The 26997-nt window shown below is 71.2% G+C and carries 18 protein-coding genes and 1 pseudogene; 7 read left to right on the top strand and 12 right to left on the bottom strand.

Translation table 11 applies throughout. The features are described from left to right. Positions 1 to 3: 3 nt before the first annotated feature. The 5 genes from ACIRL2_RS16535 to ACIRL2_RS16515 all read right to left on the bottom strand — a co-directional run bounded on the left by ACIRL2_RS16535 (position 4) and on the right by ACIRL2_RS16515 (position 6954). A complete protein-coding gene (locus ACIRL2_RS16535; protein ID WP_402232692.1) occupies positions 4 to 900 on the bottom strand; it encodes an ATP-binding cassette domain-containing protein in 897 nt (298 codons plus the stop codon). Further along, entirely contained in the window at positions 888 to 2936 is a 2049-nt protein-coding gene (locus ACIRL2_RS16530) for a dipeptide/oligopeptide/nickel ABC transporter permease/ATP-binding protein (protein WP_395871453.1), read from the bottom strand. The genes ACIRL2_RS16535 and ACIRL2_RS16530 overlap by 13 nt, the downstream gene beginning before the upstream one ends. Next, a complete protein-coding gene (locus ACIRL2_RS16525) occupies positions 2933 to 3871 on the bottom strand; it encodes an ABC transporter permease (protein WP_395871455.1) in 939 nt (312 codons plus the stop codon). Before ACIRL2_RS16525 ends, ACIRL2_RS16530 begins: the two co-directional genes overlap by 4 nt. Before the next feature lie 8 nt (positions 3872 to 3879). Next, positions 3880 to 5406 (bottom strand): ABC transporter substrate-binding protein, encoded by a 1527-nt coding sequence (locus ACIRL2_RS16520; RefSeq protein ID WP_402232688.1) that lies wholly within the window; start codon positions 5404 to 5406, stop codon positions 3880 to 3882. 207 nt (positions 5407 to 5613) lie between these two features. Further along, positions 5614 to 6954, bottom strand: coding sequence for a DUF3089 domain-containing protein (locus ACIRL2_RS16515; RefSeq protein WP_402232685.1), 1341 nt, complete (start codon positions 6952 to 6954; stop codon positions 5614 to 5616). A gap of 84 nt (positions 6955 to 7038) precedes the next feature. On the opposite strand from ACIRL2_RS16515, the gene ACIRL2_RS16510 reads away from it, so the two are divergent. Then, complete coding sequence (locus tag ACIRL2_RS16510) at positions 7039 to 7731, top strand: TetR/AcrR family transcriptional regulator (RefSeq protein WP_395871460.1); 693 nt, start codon at positions 7039 to 7041, stop codon at positions 7729 to 7731. Next, positions 7728 to 10220, top strand: coding sequence for a family 1 glycosylhydrolase (locus tag ACIRL2_RS16505; RefSeq protein ID WP_402232682.1), 2493 nt, complete (start codon positions 7728 to 7730; stop codon positions 10218 to 10220). The genes ACIRL2_RS16510 and ACIRL2_RS16505 overlap by 4 nt, the downstream gene beginning before the upstream one ends. A gap of 126 nt (positions 10221 to 10346) precedes the next feature. Here the strand turns inward: ACIRL2_RS16505 and ACIRL2_RS16500 are convergent, their stop codons facing one another. Then, positions 10347 to 12266 (bottom strand): glycosyl hydrolase, encoded by a 1920-nt coding sequence (locus ACIRL2_RS16500; protein ID WP_402232679.1) that lies wholly within the window; start codon positions 12264 to 12266, stop codon positions 10347 to 10349. A 1286-nt stretch (positions 12267 to 13552) separates the two neighbouring features. On the opposite strand from ACIRL2_RS16500, the gene ACIRL2_RS16495 reads away from it, so the two are divergent. Further along, a complete protein-coding gene (locus ACIRL2_RS16495; RefSeq protein WP_395871470.1) occupies positions 13553 to 14371 on the top strand; it encodes a Scr1 family TA system antitoxin-like transcriptional regulator in 819 nt (272 codons plus the stop codon). Then, positions 14368 to 14559 carry a DUF397 domain-containing protein gene (locus tag ACIRL2_RS16490; RefSeq protein ID WP_402232676.1) on the top strand — a complete coding sequence of 64 codons (192 nt, stop codon included), beginning with the start codon at positions 14368 to 14370 and terminating at the stop codon, positions 14557 to 14559. Before ACIRL2_RS16495 ends, ACIRL2_RS16490 begins: the two co-directional genes overlap by 4 nt. A gap of 50 nt (positions 14560 to 14609) precedes the next feature. On the opposite strand, the gene ACIRL2_RS16485 is transcribed toward ACIRL2_RS16490, so the two are convergent. The 5 genes from ACIRL2_RS16485 to ACIRL2_RS16465 all read right to left on the bottom strand — a co-directional run bounded on the left by ACIRL2_RS16485 (position 14610) and on the right by ACIRL2_RS16465 (position 22928). After that, entirely contained in the window at positions 14610 to 16148 is a 1539-nt protein-coding gene (locus ACIRL2_RS16485) for a YfcC family protein (protein ID WP_395871474.1), read from the bottom strand. A gap of 93 nt (positions 16149 to 16241) precedes the next feature. Next, entirely contained in the window at positions 16242 to 17591 is a 1350-nt protein-coding gene (locus tag ACIRL2_RS16480) for a M20/M25/M40 family metallo-hydrolase (RefSeq protein ID WP_402232672.1), read from the bottom strand. Positions 17592 to 17992: 401 nt separating this feature from the next. Then, complete coding sequence (locus tag ACIRL2_RS16475; RefSeq protein ID WP_402232669.1) at positions 17993 to 21364, bottom strand: serine hydrolase; 3372 nt, start codon at positions 21362 to 21364, stop codon at positions 17993 to 17995. Positions 21365 to 21885: 521 nt separating this feature from the next. Continuing rightward, positions 21886 to 22416, bottom strand: coding sequence for a GNAT family N-acetyltransferase (locus ACIRL2_RS16470; RefSeq protein WP_395871480.1), 531 nt, complete (start codon positions 22414 to 22416; stop codon positions 21886 to 21888). Between the two features lie 308 nt (positions 22417 to 22724). Beyond that, a complete protein-coding gene (locus tag ACIRL2_RS16465) occupies positions 22725 to 22928 on the bottom strand; it encodes a hypothetical protein (protein WP_395871482.1) in 204 nt (67 codons plus the stop codon). A 341-nt stretch (positions 22929 to 23269) separates the two neighbouring features. Here ACIRL2_RS16465 and ACIRL2_RS16460 point away from each other — a divergent pair, with 341 nt between their 5' ends. Further along, positions 23270 to 23833: a cysteine hydrolase family protein gene (locus ACIRL2_RS16460; protein ID WP_402232666.1), complete on the top strand. Its 564-nt coding sequence runs from the start codon at positions 23270 to 23272 to the stop codon at positions 23831 to 23833. A 132-nt stretch (positions 23834 to 23965) separates the two neighbouring features. Further along, positions 23966 to 25852 carry a Na+/H+ antiporter NhaA gene (gene nhaA, locus ACIRL2_RS16455; protein WP_402232664.1) on the top strand — a complete coding sequence of 629 codons (1887 nt, stop codon included), beginning with the start codon at positions 23966 to 23968 and terminating at the stop codon, positions 25850 to 25852. A gap of 16 nt (positions 25853 to 25868) precedes the next feature. Here the strand turns inward: nhaA and ACIRL2_RS16450 are convergent. After that, positions 25869 to 26562: pseudogene (locus tag ACIRL2_RS16450) on the bottom strand (LysR substrate-binding domain-containing protein); the annotation flags it as partial. Between ACIRL2_RS16450 and ACIRL2_RS16445 the strand changes: the two are divergent. After that, the gene (locus ACIRL2_RS16445) at positions 26553 to 26867 is read left to right on the top strand and encodes a hypothetical protein (protein ID WP_402232662.1); all 315 of its coding nucleotides are present in this window, start codon (positions 26553 to 26555) and stop codon (positions 26865 to 26867) included. The pseudogene ACIRL2_RS16450 and the gene ACIRL2_RS16445 overlap by 10 nt on opposite strands. Positions 26868 to 26997: the final 130 nt, after the last annotated feature.

The raw sequence follows: 26997 nt of genomic DNA, 5'->3' as shown, positions 1-26997 counted from the left end.
GGATCACCGCGCCGCGCCCTCCCGCGCGAGCCGATGTCGCGCGGCCCGGCGGTCGGCCTGCCGGGCCGGATCGGGCACCGGTGCGGCGAGCAGCAGATTGCGGGTGTAGGGGTGCGCGGGCTCGGTGGTGATCCGCCGCGCGTCGTCGCATTCGACGATCGCGCCCTTCGACATCACCGCGACGCGGTCGCTGACGTGGCCCACCACCGACAGGTCGTGCGCGATGAACAGGTAGGCCACGCCCGTGCGTTGCTGGAGTTCGACGAGCAGGTTGAGCACCTGGGCCCGGGTGGACAGGTCCAGCGCGCTGACCGGCTCGTCGCAGATGATCAGGCGCGGCCCGGGCGCGAGGGCGCGGGCGATGGCGACCCGTTGGCGCTGCCCGCCGGACAACTCGCGGGCGAGCCGGTCCGCCGTGTCCGTCGGCAGGCCCACCGCGTCCAGGAGTTCACCGATCAGGGCCCGGGCGGCGGCTCGGGTGTGCGTGCGCCCGGCGGTGAGCGGTTCGGTGAGGATGTCGCCGATGGTCATCGACGGGTTCAGCGAACCGTACGGATCCTGGAAGATCACCTGGATGTCCCGGCTCAGCGCGCGTCGGGCGCGCCGGGTCAGGCCGTCGATCCGGCTCCCGTCGAAGGCGATCGTGCCGGCCGCGACCGGGACCAGGCCGAGCACCGCACGGCCCAGGGTGGTCTTGCCCGAGCCGGACTCGCCGACAAGACCCACGGTTTCGTGCGGACGCACGTCCAGGCTCACCTCGTGCAGCACCCGCAGCGGCGGCTTGCGCCGGCCGGCGGTGCGGTATTCGACCACCAGGTTCTCGATGCGCAGGAGCGGATCGGGAGCGGGCTTCGTGCCGTTCGACGCCGCCGCATCGGATTCCCGCCTCAACGTGTCCATGCGATCACCTCGTTCTGCACCCGGGCGCAGCGCACCGCGCCGGTTCCGTGGTTGCTCGGTTGCGGGTGGACGGCGCACTCGGGTGCGGCGTACGCGCAACGCGGCGCGAATCGGCAACCGGTGGGCCGGTCCCGGACCGAGGGCACCCGGTCCGGGATGGTGCGCAGCGGGCCCCGGTCGGCGCCGCCCTCGGCGGGCGGGATCGCGGCCAACAGCGCGGCCGTGTACGGGTGGGCCGGTCGGGCGAACAGATCCGCCGAGGTCGCCGTCTCGACGATCTCGCCCGCGTACATCACCGCGACCCGATCGCACAGGTCGGCGACCACGCCGAGGTCGTGGGTGACCAGTACGACGCCCATGTCGTGCTCGCGCTGGAGCGATCGCAGCAGGTCGAGGATCTCGGCCTGGACGGTGACGTCGAGCGCGGTGGTGGGCTCGTCGGCGATCAGCAGGTCGGGCTCGCACGCGACGGCGCACGCGATCAGCACGCGCTGGGCCATGCCGCCGGAGATCTGGTGCGGATAGGCGTCGAACACCCGGGGTGGGTCGGTGATGCCCACCCGGTCCAGCAGTTCCAGCGCGCGTCGGCGGGCGGCGTCGCGGGAGAGGCCGAGGTGGGCACGCAGCGGCTCGGTGAGTTGGCTGCCGATCCGAAAGCTCGGGTCGAGGTTGGACATCGGGTCCTGCGGGATGTAGCCGATCCGGCGCCCGCGCAGCGCGTTGACGCCGCGTTCGGACAGCGTGGCGAGATCCTGCCCGTCGAACTCGACCCGGCCGGCGCGGATCGCGCCGCCCGCGGGCAGCAGGCGCAGCACGGCCAGCGCGGTCTGGGTCTTGCCGCATCCCGATTCGCCGACCAGGCCCAGGATTTCGCCCCGGTGCACGGTGAGCGTGACCGTGTCGACGACGGCGGCCTCGCCGTCGGGGGTGGGGTAGGCCACCCGCAGTCCTTCGACCGCGAGCAGTACGTCGGTGCCGACCGTCGTCGTGCCCGCCGGCGCCGCCACCCCGGCCGACGCCGCCCCGGCGGCGCGGCCCGGTCCGCGCGCCGCCCCTCGGATCGCCCGCCGGCGCGGCGCCCGGACCGGCCGGGGCACCTCGCCGAAGGCGTCGCGCAGGCCCGCGCCCGACAGGGTGACCGCGAGTACGGTCAGCGTGATCGCCGCGCCGGGCCACACCGACAGCAGGGCGGTGTCGTAGACGTGTGTGGAGGCGTCGCCCAGCATCGCACCCCAACTCGCCCGGTCGGCCTCGCCGAGGCCGAGGAAGGCGATGCCGGATTCGATGATCATGGCCAGGCCGAAGATCAGCGACGCCTGGGTGATGATCGGGACTCGCACCACGCGCAGGATGTGTCGCCGCATGATCCGCAGATCGGACAGGCCCGCGACACGCGCGGCGTCCACGTACGGTTCGCCGCGCACGCGCCGCACCTCGCCGCGGACCAGGCGGAAGACCGGCGCGGCGGTGAGCACGCCGAGCACGATCATCGACACGGCCAGGCCGGGGCCGTGCACCGCGACCAGGGCGAGCAGGACCACGATGCCGGGCAGCGCGAGGAACACGTTGGCGACCCAGCTCGACACCGCGTCCCACCAGCCGCCGACGTAGCCTGCGACGAGTCCGGTGGGGACGCCGATCAGCAGCGCGACGCACGTGGTGATCGAGCCGGCCAGCAGGCTGGTCCGGCTGCCGTACAGCAGCCGGCTGAGCACGTCGCGCCCGGAACCGTCGCCGCCCAGCGGGTGCTTCCCGGACGGGTCGGCCAACACCGCGTCCAACGCCGCGCTGTTCGGACCGTGTTCGGCGATCAGGCCGGCACCCGCGCCGGTGACGACGACGAGCAGCAGGACGGCCGCGGCGGTGACCGCGACCGGGTCCCGGACGAAGCGCCCGGCGGGGCCGCGCCGGCGGGGCGCGGCGGGCGGTGCGGGCGGTGCGGGTGCGCCGGGGGCCGGTTCGACGCCGGCCGCCGGGGCCGGCGCCGGGAGCACGGCGGTCGTCGGGGCGACCGAGGGGGTCTGGTTGTCGTTCATCGCATGCCGACTTTCGGATCGAGCGCGCCGGTCGCCAGGTCGACGACCAGGTTGACGGTGACCACGACGCAGACACTGACCAGGACCACCCCCTGCACGGTGGGTACATCCGATTGCGAGGTCGCGCCGATCGCCAACGAGCCCAGGCCGGGCAGCGCGAAGATCTGTTCGATGACGAGAGCGCCGCCGAGCAGCCCGATGAACTGCAGGCCGACCACGGTCAACGCGGGTGGGGTGGCGTTGCGCAGCACGTGCACGAACAGCACCCGCCGGGCGGGCAGTCCGCGGCTGCGCAGGGTGCGTATGTAGTCGCGTTCGAGTACCTCGGCGACCGCGTTGCGGGTCTGTTGGGCGATCGCCGCGACGCCCGCGACCGCGATCGTGGCCACCGGGAGTACGAGCGAACGTGCCCAGTCGCCGGGGGAATCGGCGAACGGCACGTAGCCGGTCGCGGGCAGTACCTCCAGGCGGACCGCGAACAGCGTGACCAGCAGGATGCCCACCCACAGGCCGGGCACCGCGAAGCCGGCCACCGCCAGGATGTGCACCGAACGGTCCACGGCGCCGCGCCGGATCGCCGCGAACAGCCCGAGGCCGATGCCCAGCAGCGCACACACGAGCGTCGCGGTGAGGGTGAGCGACAGGGTCACCGGCAACTTGGTGCCGATCGAGTCGCTCACGTCCAGGCCGGTGGTCCACGAGGTGCCCAGATCGCCCTGCACGGCGGCGCCGAGCCAGTCCAGCCAGCGCACCACGACCGGCCGATCCAGGCCCAACTCGGCTTTCTTGGCGTCGAGTTGTTCGGGCGTCGCGGAGACACCGAGGATGCCCTGCCCGGGGTCGGGCAGCAGGTCCATCAGGAAGAAGGTCAGCGCGGAGACCACCAGCAGGAGGACGACGGCCGACAGCACACGTCGGGCGAGGAAGCCGATCATCGCGCGGCTCAGGAGGCGGGCTTGTAGTCGGTCAAGGACATGAACGTCTGCCCGGGTCGGTTGCTCAGGCTGACCGACTTGGCCGAGAAGAGCACGTTGTCACCGCGGAACAGCGGTGCGAACCAAGCCTGTTCGACGACGTGGGTGTTGAGTTGCCGGTACAGCGGGCCCTGCGCGTCGTCGGGGGAGGTCGCGATGCGCGCGAGCAGGTCGGTGATCACCGGGTCGGCCACCTTGAACGGGTTGGTGGGCATCGCCGGGGACAACAGCGCGAACGCGTCGATCCAGTTCTGTGACGTGCCCCAGACGTACATGAACGCCGGAAAACGGCCGCTGAAGTACTGCTGGGAGAGCTGGTTGGTGCTGACCGGCGTGTATTCGACCTTGATCCCGACCTGGTTCAACTGCTCGGCCAGCACGGGGTACAGCGCGGGCACGAACGCGTTCTCGCTGGGCAGGGTGAGCTTGAAGCCGTCGGCGAGACCCGCCTCGGCGAGCAACTGCTTGGCCCGGGCCGGATCGTAAGGGTAGGCGCGGTCCAATTCCGGATCGTAGGCCGGGGATCCGGCGGCGAACATCTGCGTGGTGGGGCTGCCGACGCCGGCCATGATCGCCTTGAGGATGCCGGGGCCGTCGATCGCGTGGTTGATCGCCCGGCGCACCCGGGCGTCCTTGAGCTGCGGGGCGACCTTGCCCTCGCGGTCGACCAGCCACATGCCGGTGACCTGGCCGGGCTGGCGGGTGACGGTGAGCCCGGCGTGCTTGGCGGCGTCCATCCGGGCGGGCGCACCGAGTCCGGCGTCGGCCTGGCCGGTGAGCAGCGCGGTGGTGCGGGCGTTGGTGTCCGGGATCGCCTTGATCACGATCTTCTCGAACGGGTACGCGGCGTGGTCCTGGCGGCGCGGGTTGCGGGTATAGGTGTAGCGGTCGCCGCGAGTGGTGTGCGCGGTGTCCAGGATGTACGGGCCGCTGCCCACCGGTTGCGCGTTCGCGTCGCCGAAGGCCGTCGGGCTGAGCATCATCCCGGCGACCAGGCCGAAGTTGTACAGCAGCGACGGGTCCGGGGTCTTCAGGGCCAGTTCGACCACGGTGGGCCCGGTCACGGTGATGCCGGCGATCGCGGCGACGGCGAACGAGGACGGGCCGTTGGCGGCGGCGGTGCGTTCCAGGTTCTGCTTGACCACGGTCGCGTCGAAGGGTGTGCCGTCGGAGAAGGTGACGCCCTCGCGCAGGGTCATCCGCAGGTGTCGGCGCTCCGGGTCGGTGTAGGCCCACGAGGAGGCCAGTCCGGGGCCCACGCTCTGGTCCGGATTGACCGTCGTGAGCGAGTCGTACAGCGGTTGCAGGTAGGCGAGTCCGTTGCCGCCGGCGCCCTTGGCCGGGTCCAGGCTGGTCGCGTCGGCCGCAGCGGCCAGCGTCAGGGTCTTGCCGCGGGTGGACTTCGAGGTGTTCGAGCCACCGCAACCGGCGGCGGCGGTCACCACGAGGGCGGCGGTGGCGAGGGCCGCTACGCGGCGGCGTCCCAGGATGGTCATGACTGGTCCTTAGTCGAATTCGCGGGACGAATTCGGAAATCGAATTCTTCGATCCGATGGGTCGGCCGAAATGGTGGCCGCTGCGGGTCCGACCCCATGGCTGCCGGGCATTTCGGCCGACTTTTGCGGCATGCTCGAATCACCGTCCGAGCGGCTCCCGGGTACGGGTGCGCTCGGCGGTCGACCGCGTGTTCTTCTCGGGTGCGGCTAGCCGGGGTGGGCCGCGCGCCAGGTGCTCGCCTGCGCGCTGATCAGGGCGGACAGGTCGCCCATGGCGAGGTTGTAGTCGACCGTGTGGGTGCCCAGCACGGCGGACAGGCCGGCCTGAGGGAACAGGCCGTCACCACCCGTGACATCGAGCCAGCTCGCGGTGCCGGTCGAGTCCTGGGTGAAGGCGCAGCGCGCGCTCACCTTGTTCGGATATCGGGTGTAGCCGGACGGGTCGTCGGCCAGGTCGTACGAGCTGAGCAGGTGACCCAGGTGGCCGCGCGGGTTGAGCCAGTTGCCGCTCACGAGCCGTCTGGTCGGCATGTACATGTCCACTGGCGTCACGCCGTCGGCGGGTGCGCCGCGCAGCAGTGCGGCCGGGTTGACGCAGGCGATCCGGTGACCGGGCACCGTGGAGCGCCCGAAGGCGGATCCGGCGGGCAACGGTCCGCCGTCGGGCAGTGCGTAGCCGTTGTAGGCGACCACGCACCCCGTCGGGATCGGCGCCTGGGGTCCGGACCGGACGCAGGTGGGGATGCGTTGGAAGGTGGACGCGGAATCGTTGCCGCCTCCCTGGGTGCCGCCGATCGGCACCTGGATGTAGCCGCCGAGCAGCACTGCCGACACCAACCGGTCCTGCACGGCCGGGTTGCCGTCGATTTCCTGCTGCATCATCCGGGTCAGCACGCCGGTGCCCTGCGAGTGGCCGAGGATGACCACGCCACGCCGCTTGTGGGTGACCGGGTCGGTGTTGTGGTTGGCCCAGTAGTCGCGCCAGGCGTCGCGTACGTCCATCGACCCGGTCTCGGCGTCCGGTGGGATGCCCAAGCCGCCGACCAGGAGTTCGGTCAGCGACGCCTGTCGGTACACGGGGGCGAACACGCGGCACGTGTCGGTGAATCGGCCGAGTTGCATCAGGGTGCCGGCGAGTTCGCTGTTCGAGGGGATGGGCGGCAGCGAACCCAGGCGCAGCAGCGGGTTGGGCAGCAGATCGATGGTGGGGTACGCGTAGAAGCAGTCGACCTGGGGGTCGGTGGGGCCGGCGAAGGGCTCGGGGGTGCGCGAGCCGTCGGGGTGCACGGCGGTCGCGTCGAGGGTGGTGGTCGCCCCGTTGAAGTAACGCGCTGTGAAGGCGCCGCCGGGTCCGGGGGTCTGCGGATTGCCGGCGAGGTCCTGGTTGCAGGGGTTGGTGGGCAGGCCGGGTCGACACAGCCAGACCGTCTCGGCCAGGGGGCTGGTCAGGCTCTTGTCCGATTGCCCACCCCCGGCGGAGGCGGTCGGTGCGACGGTCAGGGTCAGGGTCAGCGCGGCCAACGCGAGGACGAGTCTCGATCTGCTCATGGCGTGAGCTCCGATCCAGGATGTCGTGGACTTTCGACTCCAAGGAACTTACTAACAACTAAGTAAATAATCTAGAGTGGCGATGTGACTGAGAATTCGGATGCACGTAAACCCACCGTCGGCCGCGCCCGGGCGGCCAAGGCGGCCACCGCGAAGGGCGCCGAACGGCGGCGGGAGATCGTCGCCGCCGCGTCCGAGCTGTTCGCCCGCGCCGGCTTCCGCGGCACCGGCATGACGGAAGTGGCCCAACGCGTCGGCATCACCGAACCCGGCCTGCTCTACCACTTCGGCAGCAAGCAGGGCCTGCTCCGTGCCGTGGTGGAGCACCGGGACCTGCAAAGCCAGGCGTTCGCCCGGGACATCGCCGAAGTGGGCGGGCTCCAGGCGTTGCGCGAGATGCCCGCGTTCGCTCACCGCAACCGTGACCAGCCGGGCCTGGCCAAGCTTTTCGCGGTGCTGCTCGCGGAGAACCTGGACCCGGGCGACCCCGAACACGACTTCTTCGTACGCCGCTACCGCGACATGCGCACCGTCGTCGCCGGGATGATCCGCGACGGCCAGCACGGCGGGGAGATGCGCCCCGACGTCGACCCGCAGCTCAAGGCGATCGAGATCCTCGCGACGTTGGACGGCATCGCCTCGCAGTGGCTGCTCGACCCCGAGATGGTCGACCTCGTCGTCTGCATCGAGGAGTACTCGCGAACCCTGATCCGGGACCTGGCCGCCGACACCGAGCCGGTCACCGCCGGCACACCCGAGGAGGAGGTACAAGGATGAGTACACCCGGCGCACGGGACCTCGCGGAACACGGCTGCCCGGTAGCGGACTTCCCGGTTCGGGACTTCCCGGCCGACTTCCTGTGGGGCGCGTCCACCGCGGCCCATCAGGTCGAGGGCGGTCAGGGCGCCAACGACTGGGTCGACTGGGAGAACGCCGGACATACCGCCGAGGTCAGCGGTCCCGGGATCGCCCAGTGGGAGCGCTGGCCCACCGACATCGCGCTGCTGGCCGAACTCGGGCACAACGCGCACCGCCTGTCGATCGAGTGGTCCCGGCTGGCCCTCGGGCCCGGGGTGTGGGACCTCGCCGCCTTCGACCACTACGCCCGGGTGCTGGACGGGCTGCGCGGGCACGACATCACCGCGTTCGTCACGCTGCACCACTTCACCCTGCCGCGCTGGTTCGCCGCGCGCGGCGGCTGGCTCGCCGACGACGCCGCCGAGGTCTTCGGCGCCTTCGCCGAGGAGGTCGGGCGACGCCTGGGCGATCGAATCCCGTTCGCGTGCACGATCAACGAGCCGCAGATCGTCGCGTTCAACGGCTATCTCAAGGGCAACCACCCACCCGGGCACCGCGATCGGGGCGAGACCGTCGCGGTCAACCACACGCTGATGCGTGCGCACGACGCCGCGGTGGCCGCACTGCGGGCGACCTCGCCGGACACCCGGTCCGGCGTGTGCCTGCAACTCCCGTTCATCCAACCGGCCGACCCGGACAGCCCCCGGGACGCCGAACTCGCCGACTGGTTCCGGGACGTGCTGGTCCAGCGGCACCTGGAGCACCTGCGCGACACCGCCGACCCCGGCGACTGGGTCGGCGTCCAGTACTACACGCGGGCCCGGGCGGACGCCGCCGCCGAGCACTCCGACCTCGGCAACGCGCCGCCGGGCGCGCCCACGACACAGATGGGCTGGGAGGTCTACCCCGGGGGCCTGACCGAGATGCTCCGCCAGGCCGGCAAGGTCACCGGTCTGCCGATCTACATCACCGAGAACGGCATCGCCACGACCGACGACACCGAGCGCGTCGCCTATCTGGACAGCCACCTGCGGGCGGTACGGGCCGCGCTCGCCGACGGCGTGGACGTACGCGGCTATCTGCACTGGTCCGCGTTCGACAACTTCGAGTGGACGCACGGCTATCGGCCCCGCTTCGGGCTGGTCGGCATCGACCGCGACGACGACCTGCGCCGGATCGTCCGCCCCAGCGCACGCGCCTATCGGCGGGTGATCACCACCGGGCGGATCGACGCCCTGCACGAGCGGGATGCCCAGACCGATGGGCCGCCCGAGGTCGAGAACGGCGCCGGGCGCGGTGCCGCGACCGGCATCGATCGCGGCACCGAGAGCACCGCCCGTGTCCCCACCGACCCCGGCTCGACGGCCGGTTCAGCGAAGGAGAAGCCCATGATCATCGACCCGCCCGTGCGCCGGCTCTTGGAGCGTGTCGCCGCCGGGGCCCAGCCCGAGAGCGCCGACCTGAACGTGCGGCGCGCGCAGTCGGCCGCCGTGATGACCCTGGTCAAGTTCCCGTACGGACCCGACCTCGAGGTCACCGAGCACCGGGTGCCGGTCACCGACGGCACCATCGCCGTAAGGGTGTTGCGACCCAAGCAGCCGGAAACCCCGGTGCCTGCCTACTTCTTCCTGCACGGCGGCGGCTGGGTGCTGGGCAATCTGGACACCGCCGAGGCCGAGTGCGGACCGGTCGCCTCGCTCGTCCCGTGTGCCGTGGTCAACGTCGACTACCGGCTCGCCCCCGAACATCCCTTCCCCACCCCGCTGGAGGACTGCCTCGCCGCCTACGCGTGGCTGTTGGAGAATGCCGCCGCATTGGGCATCGACGCGACCAAGGTGGCCATCGGGGGCGCCAGTGCGGGCGGCAACCTCGCCGCCGCGATGTGCCTGGCGCTGCGCGATCGGGGTCTGCCGCAGCCCAGCCTCCAGGTGCTCGACGCCGCCGCCGTCGACCTGACTCCGATGGCGGAGGAGCCGGTCGTGCCCGGCGCACGGCGCAAACCGGGCCTGACGCCCACCGAGTTCAACATATTCGCCCGGCACTACCTGGCCGACTCCGCCGACGCCACCGACCCGCTGGTCTCGCCGCTGCACGGCACCGATCTGTCGGGGCTGGCCCCGGCGTTGATCTTCGTTGCCGAACACGACCCGCTGCGCGACCAGGCCGAGGAGTACCTGGCCCGGCTGCGCGCGGCAGATGTGCCCGCCGCCGGCATGCGGGTACTCGGCCACCTGCACGGCGGCTGGGTCGTCCCGGGCACCGTCACCCAGACCCTGGTCGCCGAGATGCGCGCCGCCGCCCTGCGGCACGCCTTCGCCGGCACCCTGGTCGGCCCGCTGCCGCCGGCCCTGCTCGACCGGTTGGCCGAGGTGGAACGGGCGGTCGAGGCGAAGCAGGCCGCCGAGGCGACGGGCGAGGCCGAGGCATCGGGGGCACCGGAGCCGGAGCGCGCCACCGAACCCGCCTGACCGCGCCCCGTCGGCACACCCCCGCACCCCCGGGACCGACGCACCGGCGCGCCGGTCCCGGGTTCGGCCCGCAAGCGGCCGATCGGCGCCCGATCAACCCCCGATCGCCGCCCGTTCAGCGCCCGATCAGCGCACCGTGACCTCGTCGACGAAGATCGGAGCCGTGCCGGACCCGCCGTTCCGGCGCTCGAATTGCACGCCGATCTCCCGGACGTCGTGGAGGGAGCCCACGGCGGCCAGGTTGAGGGTGAGTGTGCGGGGTTCGGGACTTAGCGGGACGGCACCCGCGTCGTACCAGGTGTTCGAGGCGCTGGTCTTCACGTAGAGCTTGGCGGTGCCGCCCGAGGCGCCGGAACGGACCGTGACGGCGAGTACCCGACGTCCCGTCAGGTCCAGGACGGCCCGGCGGTTCAGGTAGGACTCGGGTGCCGCCAGGTCGATCTCGGCGCGCAGCGAGCGGGTGCCCTCGCTCGCCCATTCGGCGCTGCTCGCCGGCGCGGTGCCGGTCAGGTATCCGGTCCAGCCGTCCGTCCCGGACTCGAAGCCGGACACCACGGTCGGCGGTGCGATCGCGGCAACATCGTCCACGTACACCGCTGTTCGTCCGCTCGCGCCCGGTGCGGAGGTGAACAGCACGCCGATCTCGCGTACGTCCCGCAGGTCGGTGACCCGACCGAGGTCCAGGCGCAACACGGCGCCGTCCGGGCCGATCCGGACCGCTCCCCCGTCGTACCAGGTCATCCCGGCGCCGGTGCGCACGTAGAGCTTGGCGGTGGTACCGGCTGCATGGTTGCCCCACTCGGCGGTGCGCACGGTAGCGGTCAGCGCCCGGTAGGCGGACAGGTCGCGTGGCGCGACCCGGTTCAGGTAAGCCTCCGGTGCGGCGAGGTCGATGTCCGCCTTGAGGGATCGGCTGCCCTGCGCGGCCCATTCGGTCACCGACCACGGTCCGGCGAGCACGCGATAACCGCCCCAGCCCTGGGTGTCGGTTTCGAAGTCGGCGAGCGGAACAGGTGTGCCGACCGGGGCGGGTGCGCCCTCGGTGCGCGCCGCGGTCGCGATCTCGCCGCGCACGATCGTCCACGGGTCGGTCATCAGTCGGCCCGCGCCGGTGTTGGCGGTCGGACGCCACTGGTCGTTCCACGCCATGAAGTAGGCGGTGGCCGGGAATCGGGTGCGGATCGCGTCGATCCACTTCCCGTAGTCGAGCGGCGCCTCGATCGAACCACCGGCACCGCTGCGCGGACCGATCTCGGCGAACGCGAACGGCTTGCCCAGCGAGACCAGTTCGTCGTATCCCTGGACCGCCGCGGGCTCGCGGACGTAGCAGTCGAGGCCGACCACGTCGGTGTACGCGCCGCCCGCGTAGTAGGACGAGCGCTTGCCGTAGTTGCAGTCCGGCGCGTACACCCACAGCAGGTTGTGCAGGCCCTTGACGTCGGTCAGGTAGGTGTACATGTCCCGCCACACCTCGGCGAAGGTCTGCGGGTCCTGCGCGCTCCACCAGAACGAGTCGCCGTTCATCTCGTGCAGCGGCCGGAACAGCACCGGCACGTTCGCGGCGGCGAGTTCGCGCAGACCCTCGGCGACCCGATCCAGCTCCGCGTGCCAACGCTGTCCCGTGCCGGTGCCGCGGTCGGTGAGCCGGTCGAAGGTCGGCAACTTGGTGAACAGCCCGTTCCAGTCCGGCTGATCGGGATTGGGCAAGTGGGCGCTGACCGTGACCAGTCCGCCGGCGGCCGACCAGTCCTTCAAGGTCGCGTTGCAGGTGTGGTCGATGGTGTTTCCGTCGTGCCCGTAGTCGCAGCCCAACAGCCCCGGATTCGCGCCGGTCTGCGCCTTCAGCTCATTCACCTGGGCCAACGAGAAGGTCTTCCCGCTGTACCCGGCGAACTGCCCGGACACCACCCGGTTCTGCGCCCGGTTGGGCAGATGGGCCAACCAGTCCCGCACGTCGCGCGTCGCCGTACTCGCCTGCGGATCACTGGGATCCGTCGAATGAGCGCGCGCGGCGGGCACCCCCGCGAAGCCTGCGGTGAATGTCATGGCCAATACGGCCGTCCAGCCACGCCATCGTGATCCCATGCGTTCGCCACCCCCGTGGTTCGTGATCTTCACGATCGCACGAAGAGTAGCCCTCTCTCGCGCCTGCCACGGGAGCAGCCCGGTGGGCGGCGTGGGAGTGGGCGCCAGGCCGTCCACCGGTGCCGTCGGCGTCGGCGGACGGCGCCGGTCACCGCCCTGCTTCGCCGCATGGCCGGCTCCCGCACCGAGGAACCTGGAGCCGATCCGGCCCCGGCGACCACAACCGCCGATGCGGCCGGACCTTGTTCCGAGGGGCGAACGAAGGTGCAATCGCCGAATGACTGGGATGCGCATACCGCCGGCTCCTCGTGATGCGAGCTGATGGTCGCGGGGGCGTCAAAGGCGGTAGCAGCCGTAGCTGCGTGGGGCTCGGGTGCCGGGGGGAATGGGGAAGGGCTTGGATCTGGCGGGGGGTGCGCCGTCGCTCGGGTACCAGATGGCGTCGTCCGGGACGAGGTGGGCGAGGGGGGCGATCCATAGGGGGCGGGTCGAAGGGTTGGATGTGAGCCTGGGCGGTGTGCGGGTCGATGTGCTCGATTTCGCCGGGCGGGTGGGTTGTTCGCAGGCTCTCGTCCTTGTGTTTGACCTTGTGGCCGATGCGGCCGAGTGCGTCGTGCGCATTCATCGGCGTACCTCCGATTCGGTCTTCCCGCGCGTGGGAGGCGGGGCCGCACCGCAGCCAGGCCAGTGACTGCGGTGCGGCGGTTCAGGGGGCGGGCCGGGCCGGGGGTTGGACCGGGCGCACGCTGTCTGAGGGCATCGCCCAGGCGATCCGGCCACCCGGGGGTTGGACCGTGAGCCTTTGGTGCCCGTCGGGGAGGGGTTGCGCCATCAGGATCTGTCCGGGGTGACGCACCCGGCGCACCGCCTCGTTGGCCGGTTCCACCCAGTCCCCCTCGCGATACATCGCGCCCCGCCTCCTCCAGCACCCGCAGGTTGCCGCAATGGGTGCGGAACTCGGTGCCGCCGGGCAGGCGCACGAACGCCCGGAGGCTGATGACGGCGGCGAACGTGCCGATTCGGCCGGAGAGTTCGCAACGGACGGCGCGCTTGGCGTTGGCTTTCCAGAAACGGGCCACGTCGTCCGTGGTCCACTCACGGGGGTCTTCGGGATAGCTCTGGGGAGTGGGCATACCTGTCCTCTCGGTTGCCGCCAGTACTGATTCGGCCACTCTGTGAACAAGCATCGGCACGCAGAACTATGGTGCAAAGGCCCCAAGTTTTTAAGGTTCGAGACTTAAGAACGGATGATCTTGGTCGCCGAGATGAACCCCGGCTCGTCGTTCGCTGCTCTGTTCGGACGACGCGTCGCCCTGCTGCGCACGGCCCGGGGGATGACACAGACAGAGCTGGGCCACGCTGCCGACCGAATGCACTACTCACGCATCGGGCAGATCGAACGCGCCTTGGGCCATCCTCCGACGGAGAAACAGGCGGCAGACCTGGACAAAGTCCTGGGAGCGGAGGGGTTGTTGATCGACCTCTGGGGCTACCTGGATCGCGAGAGCTTCCCGAACTGGGTGGCGCGGTTCATGGAACTGGCGGAGAAGGCGACCCAAATCAGGGAGTACGCAGCGCATGCCGTGCCAGGACTGCTCCAGACGGAGGACTACGCGCGCGCCCTTCTGCGGACCGTGTTGGATCCGGAGCAAACGGAAAGGCAGGTCCGCCTGAGATTGGCGAGGCAGAAGCGCCTGAAGAGCACCGACGCTCCGAGCCTGTCGGTGATCCTTGATGAGTCGGTCCTACAGCGGCCGGTCGGCAGTCGCGAAATCATGGTGACCCAACTTCGGCACCTGCGGGCCATGGCAAACCTGCCCGAGATCACGGTGCACGTACTGTGCTTCGCGGAGGGAGAGCATCCTTCGATGGGCGGCTCGCTCTCGATGTTGACGCTTCCCAACGGCTCCGAGGCGGCCTACACGGAAGGCGCAGATTACGGTCGCCTGTACGAGGATCCGGCCGATGTCCGACGGTACGAAACATCCTTCGGACGCGTTCAACAGCTTGCCCTGCCGCCGGTACTCTCGCTGGAAATGCTCGAATATATGGCAGGGGACATATGACCAGGCCCGCATACCAATCCGTCGACTGGCGCAGGTCCTCCTACAGCAACCAAGCAGGCGGAAACTGCGTGGAGGTCGGCGTCGCCGCCACGCTCGTCCCCGTCCGGGACAGCAAAGCCCCGGCCATCGGCCACCTCATAATCGGCGCAGCCTCGTGGACCGCCCTCACCGCGTCGCTGCGTGCCTGACGTCACCGGTCGCCGACGGGCCCGTGCGTGCCGGGCCCGTCGCCTCCCGGTCAGGACAACCCCGAGCCCAGCGCCAGGAACCCGCAGATCAGTACGAACAAGATCCCGAGCAGCGGCGCTGCGAACCGTAGGTACTGGTTGTAGCCGACCTTGGCCAGCGACACGCCGCCCATGATCACCGCGGTGGTGGGCACCCACAGGTTCATCCACCCCGACGCGGACTGCCACGCCGTCACCACCAACGCCCTCGGCACATCCGCGAAGTCGGCCAGTGGCGCCAGGATCGGCATCGCCAAGGTCGCGTGCCCCGACGTGGACGGGATCAGGAACGCCAGCGGCAGGTTCACCAAGAAGATCAGGACGCCGAACAGCGCCGAGGAGGCGTCCGAGACCGCGCCCTCCATCGAGTGCAGCACCGTGTCGGTGACCTGCGCGTTGTTCATGATGACGGTGACCCCGCGCGCCAACATGATGATCAGCGCCGGTGAGATGAAGTCGGCCGCGCCCTGGATGATCGTCTCCGCCAGCTTCTTCTCGCCGAGCCGGGCCAACACCCCGACGATCACCGCCGCCACGATGAACAGCGCGGCCAACTGGGCAAAGGACCAGTCCAGTTCCCAGCCGTACGGGGTGGCGTCCGCTTCGCCGGTGAGCACCTGCGCCCACGGAATGATCGAGAAGATCATGAACACGAAGGTGATGGTCACCGCGACCAGGACCAGCTGATGCGTACGGGTCAGCGGCGGCGGCTCGCTGCCGGTGGCCGCCGATTCCGCCGCCTCGCGGTCCCCCGGCAGGAATCCGACCAGCGAACGGGACGGATCGGCCTTGACCCGATGGGCGTACCGCACCACGTACAGGATGGTCACCGCGGTCAGCACGATCAGCATCGCCAGCCGCAACACGATCCCGTCGCCCAGCGAGATCCCCGCCGCCGACGACGCGACGCCGGTCGCGAACGGATTGACCGTCGAGCACAACACGCCCACGCCCGCACCCAGGATGATCGTGCCGGTGGCCACCATCCGGTCGTAGCCCAGCGCCAGCATCAACGGCACGATCAGGCCGTAGAACCCGAGCGTCTCCTCGGCGAAGCCCTCGACCGAGCCGAGGATCGCGAACACCGTCATGATCGCCGCGATCAACACCGCACCGCGCGTGCGCAGTCGGTGCGCCAGCCGGGCAATGCCTCGATCCAGCGCGCCGGTCGCGAACACCACGGTGATGAACGCGCCGATCGCCAGCACGAACAGGAACACCGCCGCACTGCCGTACAGATCGCCCGAGTTGTCCGGCGTGACCTGACCGCTCTGCGGGTCCTTGATCCCGTACAAGCCGTTGACCGGCGACAGGAACAGGTCGTTGAGCCGCTGGACGAAGTCCTCCGGCGACTTGATGTGGTGGTAGCTGCCCGCGACCGGCTTGCCGTCCTCGCCGCGCTCGTACTCGCCGGCCGGGATCGCGAACGTCAGCGCCCACACCGCGAGCGTCACGATCGCCAGCACCGTCAGCGCGCTGGGAAAGCGGAACCCGCCCTTGGGCGGGGGTGCCTCGTCCTCGGCCTCGGCCGGGGCTTGATCGGTACTCACACGCTGCTCCTTGCGAGTGCTGGTGGCTACGGGGGTGGGTCAACGGGCACCGCACGAACGGCCCGAACGACAACCGCAGTCGTGCTCCGCGGCTCAGCCGCGCCGGAACCGTTTGGCGTACGCGGTGAAGAACGCGGCCTCCGCCACCACCGCGTCGCGCAGTTCACTCACCAACACCCGTTCGTTGGGCCCGTGCAGGTTGCACATGCTGTCCTGCGCCCCGAACAGCAGGATCTCCGCGCCGGGTTGGGCCGCCGCCAGGCTGTTGACCAGCGGAATCGACCCGCCCGCCGCCGCGTGTACGGGCTCCGCGCCCCACGCGGTGCGCAGCGCCTCGTGCGCCGCCTGGTAGGCCACCCCGTCGGTGGCCGCGGCGAACCCGGACCCGGGCGCCCCGGCCTGGGTCACCGTCAGCGGTACCCCGAACGGCCGCAGGCCCTCCAGGAACTCGATCAGCAGACGCTGTGCCTGGGCCGGATCCTGGGCCGGGTGGCAGCGCATGTTGAGCTTCGCCCGGGCGGCCGGCACCACGGCGGACGCGGCCTTCGCAACCGAGGGCGCGTCGAGGCCGGTCACCGTGATCGCCGGTCCCGACCACAGGCGCGAGCCGAGGTTCCCGGTGCCGATCAGCGGCATGCCGTCGCGGATGCCGGCAAGCCGGCGGAACTCGTCCTCGTTCCAGCCGCCGCCCGACCACTGCTCGCGGCGCAGACCGGGCACCGTGACGTCGCCCTTCGCGTCGTGCAACGCGGACAGCGCGTACAGCAGCACCAGCAGCGCGTCGGGGGCCGCGCCGCCGAAGTTGCCGCTGTGCTTGGCCTCTTCGAGGGTGCGCACCTCGACGATCACCTCGACCACCCCGCGCAGCGCGACGGTCAGCGTGCCGGTGCCCGGGCGGATGTTGCCCATGTCGGCGATCACCATCGCGTCGCAGGCGAACTCGTCCGGGTGGGCCTGCGGGTAGTCGTCGAACTCGCTGCCGTACTCCTCCTGTCCCTCGAACACGATCCGGATGCCCACCGGCGGACGCCCGTCGAAGGCGCGCAGCGCGCCCAGGTGCACGATCAGGTTCGACTTGTCGTCGGCCGCGCCGCGCCCGTGGATCGCGCCGTCGACGTCGGTCGGCTCGAACGGCCGCGTCGTCCACAACGTCTCGTCGCCGGCGGGCTGTACGTCGTAGTGCCCGTACAGCAGCACGGTCGGCGCGTCCGGGTGCGGCGGCGGGATGTGGCCGGTGATCACCGGCGCGGTGTCCGGCAGCCGCAACGCGCCGACATCCCGCACGCCGGCCTCGCGCAGCAGCTCGACCAGTAGGTCGTGGGCCTCGGTCACCGGCTCCGAGGGATACCCCGGGAAGGCGATCGACGGAATCCGGGTGAGTCGCCGCAGGTCGTCGCACAGGTTGTCGAGCATGCCGTCGACCCGTGTGGTCAACTCGTCCATCGTCGTGCTCCTTGGCCGCGCCGGGTACGGTCCGCTGATCGCGTCTCCCGGCCCATGCTGGCCCGAACCGGACGATCCGGACCGATCCGGCACGCGGCACCCGCATGGCTCACCCGGCCGGCCGCATCCGGCCGAGAGCCGATCGGGTGGTCCCCGTTCCCGCGAGTGCGTTCCCGACCGCCCCCGTCACCCGCGACCCGGGCCGCACGCGAACCGGCCCGCCGCCTCGGCACAGGGAGCCGGGGCGACGGGCCGGTCGACACCGCGTCACGGGGGGAACGCGGTGATCGGGACCGCGTCCGGGGCAGACGCGGTATCGGGTGGAGCGGTCTCGGGGTGGAGCGGTAGCGGAGCGGAGCGATCGCGGCCCGCCGAGGGTGGGCTCGCGCGGAGCCGGAGGCTCAGTCCCGACGCGGGGTGACCTGACCGCTGAACAGGTAGCGCCCGCCCCCCTCGAAGGTTCCGAAGGTCACCGGGCGCCAGATCACCGATCCGGGCTCGCGCATCGCGAACAGGTCCTCGGCGACCGCGACCAGCGGCAATTCCCGCACCGCGTCCGGCAGGCTTTCCGCTATTTCCCCGGTCAGTTCGATCCGCAGCACCAAGCCCTCGCCCTCGGCGCCGGCCCGCACCTCGAAGCGCTGCATGGCGCGTTCGTACACGCCGACGTAGCGTTCCGGGTCGACGGCCGGAGGTTGTGCGGGCGGGGCGAACGGCGCGGGCAACGCGACCTGCGCGACCTCGGCGAAGATCTCCCGGAACAGGTCCTCGTACAACTCCGGCGCGTCTCCGCCGTTGGTCAACAGCGCCACCGCCAGGCCCTGTTCGGGCAGGACCCGGAGGAACGCGTACTGCCCGATGGTGCCGCCGTCGTGGCCGACCACCTCGTGGCCGTCCCACGCGTAGCGGTGCCAGCCCAGGCCCCACGACGCGTCCATGGCCGCGAGGTCGGGCATGTCGACGTGCTTCTCGCGCATCGCGACGACATGCTCCGCACCCAGGAGTCGCTTGCCGTCGGCGGTGACGCCGTCGGCCAGGTGCAGGCGGACGAACCGCAACAGCTCCGCCGAGGTGGAACCGATCAGACCGGCGGGTCCGGCCGAGCGAGGCAACATCCACACCGGCGCGACCTGCGGGTCGCCGCCGTCCTGCGAGACGTGGCCGACCGCCGCGCGCAGCAGCAGGGCCTCCTCGGGCAGTGTGATCGTGCGCTCCAGGCCCAGCGGCCCGCTCAGCCGCTCGCGCAGCACTTGGTCCCAGGTCTTTCCGGTGAGGTGTTCGATCACCCGTCCGGCCAGATTGAAGCCGGTGTTGCAGTACGACCATGCGCCGCCGGGCGGGAACACCTGCGCCGCGTCCTCGAGGCCGGCCACGTACCGGGCCAAGCAGTCGTCGCCGCGCCCGCTGTCGATGAACCGGTCGCCCTCGATGCCGCTGGTGTGCGTGAGCAGGTGCCGCATGGTGATCTGCTTGGCCAACTCAGTTCGGGACAGCCGTAGTTCGGGCAGTACCTCGATCAGCGGCTGGTCCAGGTCGAGCAGGCCGTCCTCGACCAGTTGCATGGCCAGTGTAGTGGTCCACAGCTTGGTGATCGAGCCGATCTGGAACACGCTGTCCGCGGTCACCGGGACCCCGGTGTTCCGGTTGAGCACGCCGTAGGCGGCCTCGACCAGGTCGTCCGGCGCGTGCTCGTCCAAGCGCAGGATGCCCAGGGTCGCGCCGGGAATCCGGTGCCGCTCGGCCAGCGTGGACAGGCGGCGCTGCCAGTGCGCGGCGTCCAGCGGGGCGGGCCGGGTGCGGCCGGCGGATCCGGCGTAGCGCTCGACCCAGTCGACGATCCGGCGGTTCCAGTCCAGCCGGTGCGAGGGCGGGCCGTCGAGGATGAACAGGTGCGAGCCGTCGGGGTAGAGCACCATCCGGGCGGGTACGTCGCGTTCGCGCAGCGCGCCGAACCACTGCTGGGCCTGGCCGAGCGGACACCGCACGTCGGCGGCGCCCTGCAGGATCAGCGTGGGCGTGCGCACGTCGCCGACCTTGGTGAACGGGTTCGACCGCGTGTACAGGTCGACGTCGTCCCACGGGGTGCCGCCGAACTCGGCCCAGCCCATGTAGGAGCCCAGGTCGGAGGTGCCGGCCATGCTGTTCAGGTCGCTGACCACGCCGCCCGCGACGGCCGCCGCGAAGCGCTGGTCGCGGCTGGTGAGATAGCAGGTCATGTAGCCGCCGTAGCTGTAGCCGGTGACGGCCAGCCGCTGCGCGTCGGCGATGCCCTCGGCGACCAGTTCGTCCAGCGGCTCCAGGAAGTCCGGGGCGTCCATCGTGCCCCAGTTGCCGACGGTGGCGGCGTAGAAGTCCTCGCCGTAACCGTCGCTGGCCCGGGGGTTGAGGGTCAGGATCGTCCAGCCGCGGGCGACCAGTTCCTGGTGGTAGAGGTGCACCGAGTCGGCCGTACCGGTCCACGCGTTGTGCGGTCCGCCGTGGATGTCCAGCAGCAGCGGGGTGGGGCCGGTCACCTGCGGGTCGCGCAGCAGGCGGCCGTGCACCACGGTTCCGTCGGAGGTGGTGAACCGGCGGTCGATCGGGGTGAACAGCTCCACGTCCGGCAGGGCCTGCGTGCCGTGCGCGGTGAGCACCCGCTCGGTGCCGCCGTCCGGATCGACCATGGCGATCTCGCCGTACGAGGTGGTGGTGGACAGCACGAACGCGACGCCACCGGGGCTGCGGGACACGGACAGGCCCGAGACGGAGCTTCCGGTGTCGCCGACCACCAGGCGCGCGTCGCCGCTTTCGAGGTCGAGCGCGTACAGGTGGGTGTTGCCGGCCTCGCGGAGGCAGAACAGGAGTTCGCGGCCGTCGGGCGTCGGCTGCGGCAGGCCGCCCGGGTAGCCGGAGCCGCCCGGCATCACATTGCGGTCCAGGGCTCCGGTCAGGTCGACGGTGGGGCCGCCGGCGAGCGGCACCCGCAGTATCCGGGTGTGCCCGGTGCGGGTCTGCTCGGCGCCCAGCACGAGCAGTGACTCGCCGTCCGGGGTGAAGTCGACCCAACCCACCATGCCTTCCGCCGACCCGACCCGTTCGGCGGGCGCGGCGGGGGTGGCGAGGTCGACGACGTACGCCGCCGAACGCATGGTCAGGTCCGCGTCCGCGTCCGGGCCGGCGGCGTAGGCCAGCCGCGTGCCGTCCGGCGACCAGGCCGGGTCGGTCGCGTTCCAGGCGCCCTCGGTCACCCGGGTGACCTCGCCGGAAGCCACGTCCACCACGTGCACGTGCCGGCGCAGGCTGCCCAGCATGCCCGCGCCGTCCACCTGGTAGTCCACGCGGTCGATGACCAGCGGCGCCTTCGCCCGGGCGGCCCGGGCGGACTCGTCCTCGTCCGCCGTCGCGTAGGTGTCGATCACGGCACCGAACGCCACGCGGGTGCCGTCGGGGCTCCACAGCGCGCGGCCGGCGCCCATCGGCAGGCGGGTCACCTGACGCGCGTCGCCACCCTCGATCGGCAGCACCCACAATTGCGGCGGGCCGTCGACGGCGCGCAGGAACGCCACCCGGGTCCCGTCCGGCGACCACACCGCGGTGCTGTCCGAGGGGCCTTCGGTGAGCCGCTGGGGCTCGCCGCCCGAGGTCGGGACCCACCACAGCGAGCGCACGTTGCGGTCCTTCGCCGCGTCGACGCCGACCAGGGTGTAGACCACCCGGGTGCCGTCGGGCGACACGGCCGGCTCGGCCGGCACCGTGATCGCGGTCAGGTCGTCCAGACGCAGACGTCGTGCCATGGCTTTCTCCATCCTGGTCGGCCCGTCCGGGCGGCCCCCGATCCTGGGTCGACCCGGTTCCGCGAGCGCCGGGTCGCGGACCCGGGCAACGGGTATCCGGTCGACTCACCGAAACCGGCCCCCGCCTGAGGTGAGGCGGGTGCCGGTTCGGGGCTGGAGCTCAACGGTCGCGTCGGAGCCTCTCGGCGGCGCTTCCCCGAGGCTAGAGCGATCGGAAGGTCACGGACTTCGTGGCTTCGGACCAAGGTCGGGCCGCGTTTCGGTGCCACACCACCAGGCGCGGGTGGGGCGCAGCCGGTACATGGAAGCGGGACGGGGCTTCCGGGAGTGGCGGGCTTCCCGGGTATCGCGGGCGGGTCGGCGGGCTTCCCGGGGAGGCGAGGCATGCGGACGGTCGTCGACGCCGGGCCGGCTGCGGCCTCGACGGCGCGCTCTCAGGCGTCAGAGGGCAGCGGCTTCGGGCGGGAAGTATCCTTCGGTGGGTTGCGGCCGTCGGCGGGAGGCGCCGTGCGCTGAGGCGCCTAGCTCGTCGGCGGCGGAAGTTCCTCGCGCAGCAGGCTGTAGAAGACCACGTCGCGCCATTCGCCGTCGCGGTAGGTGTAGGAACGGGCCACTCCCTCGCGGGTGAAGCCCACCTTCTCCAGGGCGCGCTGCTCGGCGAGGTTGCCCACCTCGGTGCCGGCCTCGATCCGGGCCACCTGGGTGTGCGCGAACAGGTAGCGCACCAGCAGGAGTTGGGCGCGGGTGCCGTATCCGTGGCCGCGCGCCTCGGGGAACAGGTTGATCCCGACGTTCCAGCAGTGCGAGCCGCGCGACGTGAGGATGCTGCGCCAGGCCACGAAGCCCAGCACCTCGTCGCCCAGGACCACCAGCAACTGCCCACCCTCGTCGCCGAGTAGGCCGTTCTGCGTCCAGTTGCGCCGCCACCGTCCCGGGTCCGACCAGCCGTACCAGGCGAACGACCCGACCGCCTCGGGGTCGGTCGAGAACCGCTCCAGGAGGGATATGTCCGCTTCGGCCACCGGCCGCAAGGTCACCTGATCGCCGGCCATGATCCCGAACCCCGTTTCGATCGCCGCCGTCCGAGCGTCGGGCCCTGGCCCGCCGCGCCCGACCGAGTCGACGCGGGCGCCGACTGGGCCGAACGGGGCAGCATAGTCGACGCGCGCGCCCGACGAGCCGCCGTGCACCCGTCGCCCGCGAAGCGCCGGGCGTGGCGCTTCGCGGGCGAACAGGCCGCCGCGTCGCCGGTCGACCATGCCGGCGGGGCGTTCGTACGCGATGAGCGGTCGTCGGGGCGGCGGCCGTGGCACGGTGGCCGTCCGTACGTCCGTACGTACGCCCTGGTTCGACCGAGTCGTCACGAACCGGTGCGGGGTGGTTCAGCGTCGGGGCGGTTGGCCACCAGGCGTCGTACCCGCGCCCGGAGCGAGTCCCCGGACGCGTCGGGCGACTGCTGTCCGGATGCCGGATCCGGCGCCGACTCGCTCCACCGACGAGCCTGCCGCACCAGCGCGGCCAGTTCGTCGGCGCCTGACTCCCGGGATGAATCGTGCTGCGTCATGCCGAGCGGCTGCCCGCCCACACCCCCGGGCACGGCCGCTGAATGATCACAAATATGCGACATATCCATAACATTGGTAGCGCCCAGTCCCCCAGACAAGCGCTCCGGTGCAGCACGTTCCGGTGATCGACTCTCCCAAACTGGTGCAAGGCGCCTACTTCGCCGACCCGGCCCGGCCCAACGCGACTCGACGCGGTCGCCGTCGCCGTCACGTCGCCGTCGCCGGCCCTCGGGACCTGGCGATCCCCCGTCGACACCGGCGGAGTCTGCGAAGTCCCCGCCGCAATACGGACGATGCCTCAAACTGGCGGTTCTTTCCCGGCGACGAAGGGACGGCAAGCGTGGCGAACAGTGCGCTCCTGGTGATGGACGTACAACAGCAGATCGTGGACATCGCCGACGACGGCTCCGGATATCTGTCCCGCCTGCGCAAGGCCATCGACGGTGCCCGTACGCAGGGCATCCCGGTGATCTACGTGGTCATCGCTCTACGGCCGGTCCCCGGGGAAGTCAGCCCCCGCAACAAGGTGGTGTCCGCGGCCGTGCAGGCCGGGCTGTTCACCGAGGGCGCCCCCGGCACCGAGATCCACCCGGACATCGCACCCCGACCAGGCGACGTCGTGGTCGCCAAGAGGCGTGGCAGCGCGTTCTCCGGCAGCGATCTCGACCTGGTGCTCAGGGCCCGCGACATCGACAGCCTCGTGCTCACCGGCATCGCCACCAGCGGCGTGGTGCTGCACACCGTGTGCCGGGCCAACGACCTGGACTTCCGCCTCACCGTCCTGGTCGACGCCTGCCTCGACACCGACCCCGAGGTCCACCGATTCCTCACCGAAACGCTCTTCCCCCAATGGGTGAACGCCGTCACCGTAGACGACTGGGTCAAGGCCATCGCCCGGCCCTGACTGCTCCTCCCCGGAAGCGGCGGCGGCAGGACACCGGCGGGGCGCGGCGGAAAGATCATTTGGTGCGTCGCTGCCGATATCCTCTGACCCGGTTCAGCCGGGGAGCGCGACAGGGACACAGGGGGCACACGGATGACGCAGCCGACCAGCGACGAGGGCCTGTCCGGCCAGTCGCTCGACGAGGGCGGAGCGCGCACCGCGCGCTGGGCGTTCATTCGGACCGAGAGCGGCAGCGCCACCGTGCTGCTCGCCGCCACCCTGGCCGCGCTGGCCTGGGCCAACATCGACGCCGACTCCTACGCCTCGCTCTGGCACACCCACCTGTCCGTGCGACTCGGCGACTCCGGCGTGTCGCTGGATCTGCGCGAGTGGGTCAACAGCGGCCTGATGACCCTGTTCTTCTTCGTGGTCGGCCTGGAGGCCCGGCGCGAGTTCGACATGGGCGAACTGCGCGAACGCCGCCGATTGACCCTGCCGCTGCTGGCCGGCCTCAGCGGCATGGCGGTACCTGTGCTGATCTACCTGGCGATCAACGCGGGCGAGTCCTCGGCCCACGGGTGGGGCGCCGCGATGTCCACCGACACGGCCTTCGCGCTGGGCATGCTCGCACTGCTCGGCAGCCGCTTCCCTCGGCGTCTGCACACCTTCATCCTGACCGTCGCCGTGGTCGACGACTTCGTCGCCCTCGTGGTGATCGCGGTCGCCTACAGCGACGACATCGACATGTCCGCGCTGATGATCGCGCTGGCCATGCTGGTGCTGATCGTGCTGGTGCGCGCCGCGAAGGTGCGGCGCGGCAGCGCGTACGGCGTGCTCGGCGTGATCACCTGGGTGGCGGTGCTCAAGTCGGGCGTGGACCCGGTGGTGGTCGGCCTGGTGATGGGCCTGCTGACCTTCGCCTACCCGGCGTCTCGGGCCGAACTGGAGCGGGCCACCGGTCTGTTCCGTTCGTTCCGCGAACAGCCCACGCCGGAACTGGAACGTACCGCCCGGCTGGGCATGGCGGCGGCCCTGTCGCCGAACGAGCGTCTCCAGCGCATGTACCACCCGTGGACCAGCTATGTGATCGTCCCGTTGTTCGCGCTGGCCAACGCCGGCATCACGCTGGACGCCGGGCTGATCTCGCGGGCCTTCACCTCGCCGGTGACGCTGGGCATCCTGATCGGCTACGTGGTGGGCAAACCGGTGGGCATCATCGGTATGTCCGCGCTGACCACCCGACTCAGCGGCGGCCGGCTGCGCCCGCCGGTCGGCTGGGGAGCCGTGGTGGGCGGCGGCGCGATCGCCGGGGTCGGCTTCACCGTGTCGCTGCTGATCGCGACACTGGCCTTCGAGGGCGAGCGGCTCGAAGAGGCCAAGGTGGGCGTACTCAGCGCCGTGGTGTGCTCGTTCGTGGTGACCTGGCTGGTCTCGCTGGTGATCGCCGCGCTGCCGCGTCCGGCCCGCACGCGGGCGCTGCTGGGCACCGCGCAGAGCCTGGTCGACCTGGCCGTACCGGTGGATCCCGAGCGCGACCACATCCGCGGTCCGATCGACGCCCCGGTGACGCTGCTGGAGTACGGCGACTTCGAATGCCCGTTCTGCGGCCTGGCCGAACCGGTGGTCCGCGAATTGCTCGCCGACTTCGGCGACGTGCGCTACGTCTGGCGCCACCTCCCGCTGCCCGACGTGCACCCCAGGGCCCGGCCGGCCGCGATCGCCGCCGAGGCCGCCGCCGAGCAGGGTGCGTTCTGGGAAATGCTCGACCGCCTGCTCCAGAGCCAGGACGCGCTCCGGCCCGGCGATCTGGTCGCCCACGCGGAGGCGTTGGGCCTGAATGTGGAGGAGTTCCGGATCGCGCTGCGCACCCATCGCGGCGCCGACCGGATCGCGGAGGACGAGGAATCGGCGGACCTGAGCGGGGTCTCCGGCACGCCGACCTTCTTCGTCAACGGCCGTCGACACCACGGCCCGTACGACATCGCCGGGCTCACGGCGGCGGTCCACGCGGCCAAGGATCGCGCCTTCATGGACCGCTGAGTTCTGCGGTCCCCGCTCAGTCGCCGGTCCGGGTCTCGCTCCCGGTCTCGGTCTCGGTCTTGCTCCCGGTCCCAGTCCCGGTCCCGGTCTCGGTCTCGGTCTCGGTCTCAGGAAGCGTGTACTTCCGGGCCCGGACCACGTCCCGGGTCACCCGCGCGAAGGCGCGCGCGGCGGCGCTGCGGTAGGCGCCCTCGCGGTGCAGCACGGTGACCGTACGCACCGGCAGCGGCGGGTCGACGGCGACCGGGCGCAGGTGGGGATGGTCGTGGGTGATCGCGTCGGGAAGCACGGTGGCCAACGGGGTGCGCCGGACGATCTCGATCAGGGCCTGGATCGAGTTCGCCTGCACGGCGATCCGAGGTCGCACCCGGTGCCGCGCGAGGTAGGCGTCCACGTGCCCTCGGGTGACGAAGTCGTGGCTGAGCAGCGCCAGTTCGTACCCGGCCAGGTCACGCACCCGGAGCGGAGCGGCGGGACGACCGGTCGTGGTGTCCGGATCCGCGCCGGTTCCCGTACCGACGACCAGGCTCAGTCGCTCGACGCACAGCGGAGTCGGCGCCGACGCCGGGTGGGTGCGCGCCGGCGAATGCGATGCCCAGGTCGAACTCGTCGGCGGGCAGCCCGGCTTCGATCCGGTCCTGGGTGGTCTCCACGACGTCCAGGGCGATGCCCGGATGCCGGGCGTACATCTCCTCGGTCAGTGGGCCGAGCGCTGCGCGACCTGGCCGCCGCCGAGCGTGCCGTGCACGACGTGGCCGACCTCGCGCGCGGCAGCCTGCGGCTGGCGGTGACGCCGACCTTGACGGCGTACCTGACCACCCGCGACGCCTACGAGCCGCACTACGTCGACGACCGCAAGTACTTCGAACTCGACACCTTCTACGGAGAGTTCGCCAAGCCCTGGGAGCGGCGCCGACTGCCGATGCGACACGACCCGCAAGCCGCCGCCGTCGACGTCTACCGCCGGTGGCAGGAACTCAACGGCGGCAACCGCCGTGTTGCCGACAGCATCTGAACCGCCGGGAATCGCCACTCCGGGCACTCGGGCGGGGGCTGCCTCGTTGGGACGGCAAGTTCCTTGATTGCCTTGACGATTACGCTTCGGGGTTTCTAGGGTACGTTGCGTAATCGCTCCCGGAAAGGTT

This window comes from Embleya sp. NPDC127516, assembly GCF_044765325.1.
Lineage (GTDB): Bacteria > Actinomycetota > Actinomycetes > Streptomycetales > Streptomycetaceae > Embleya.
Note: the sequence above shows the minus strand (reverse complement) of the source record. Positions and strands in the feature narration are given on the sequence as shown.

Excerpts from the sequence above, each read along its gene's own strand:
- ACIRL2_RS16535 (WP_402232692.1), bottom strand. The coding sequence starts at position 900 with ATGGACACGTTGAGGCGGGAATCCGATGCGGCGGCGTCGAACGGCACG.
- ACIRL2_RS16530 (WP_395871453.1), bottom strand. The coding sequence starts at position 2,936 with ATGAACGACAACCAGACCCCCTCGGTCGCCCCGACGACCGCCGTGCTC.
- ACIRL2_RS16525 (WP_395871455.1), bottom strand. The coding sequence starts at position 3,871 with ATGATCGGCTTCCTCGCCCGACGTGTGCTGTCGGCCGTCGTCCTCCTG.
- ACIRL2_RS16520 (WP_402232688.1), bottom strand. The coding sequence starts at position 5,406 with ATGACCATCCTGGGACGCCGCCGCGTAGCGGCCCTCGCCACCGCCGCC.
- ACIRL2_RS16515 (WP_402232685.1), bottom strand. The coding sequence starts at position 6,954 with ATGAGCAGATCGAGACTCGTCCTCGCGTTGGCCGCGCTGACCCTGACC.
- ACIRL2_RS16505 (WP_402232682.1), top strand. The coding sequence starts at position 7,728 with ATGAGTACACCCGGCGCACGGGACCTCGCGGAACACGGCTGCCCGGTA.
- ACIRL2_RS16500 (WP_402232679.1), bottom strand. The coding sequence starts at position 12,266 with ATGACATTCACCGCAGGCTTCGCGGGGGTGCCCGCCGCGCGCGCTCAT.
- ACIRL2_RS16495 (WP_395871470.1), top strand. The coding sequence starts at position 13,553 with ATGATCTTGGTCGCCGAGATGAACCCCGGCTCGTCGTTCGCTGCTCTG.
- ACIRL2_RS16490 (WP_402232676.1), top strand. The coding sequence starts at position 14,368 with ATGACCAGGCCCGCATACCAATCCGTCGACTGGCGCAGGTCCTCCTAC.
- ACIRL2_RS16480 (WP_402232672.1), bottom strand. The coding sequence starts at position 17,591 with ATGGACGAGTTGACCACACGGGTCGACGGCATGCTCGACAACCTGTGC.
- ACIRL2_RS16475 (WP_402232669.1), bottom strand. The coding sequence starts at position 21,364 with ATGGCACGACGTCTGCGTCTGGACGACCTGACCGCGATCACGGTGCCG.
- ACIRL2_RS16470 (WP_395871480.1), bottom strand. The coding sequence starts at position 22,416 with ATGGCCGGCGATCAGGTGACCTTGCGGCCGGTGGCCGAAGCGGACATA.
- ACIRL2_RS16465 (WP_395871482.1), bottom strand. The coding sequence starts at position 22,928 with ATGACGCAGCACGATTCATCCCGGGAGTCAGGCGCCGACGAACTGGCC.
- nhaA (WP_402232664.1), top strand. The coding sequence starts at position 23,966 with ATGACGCAGCCGACCAGCGACGAGGGCCTGTCCGGCCAGTCGCTCGAC.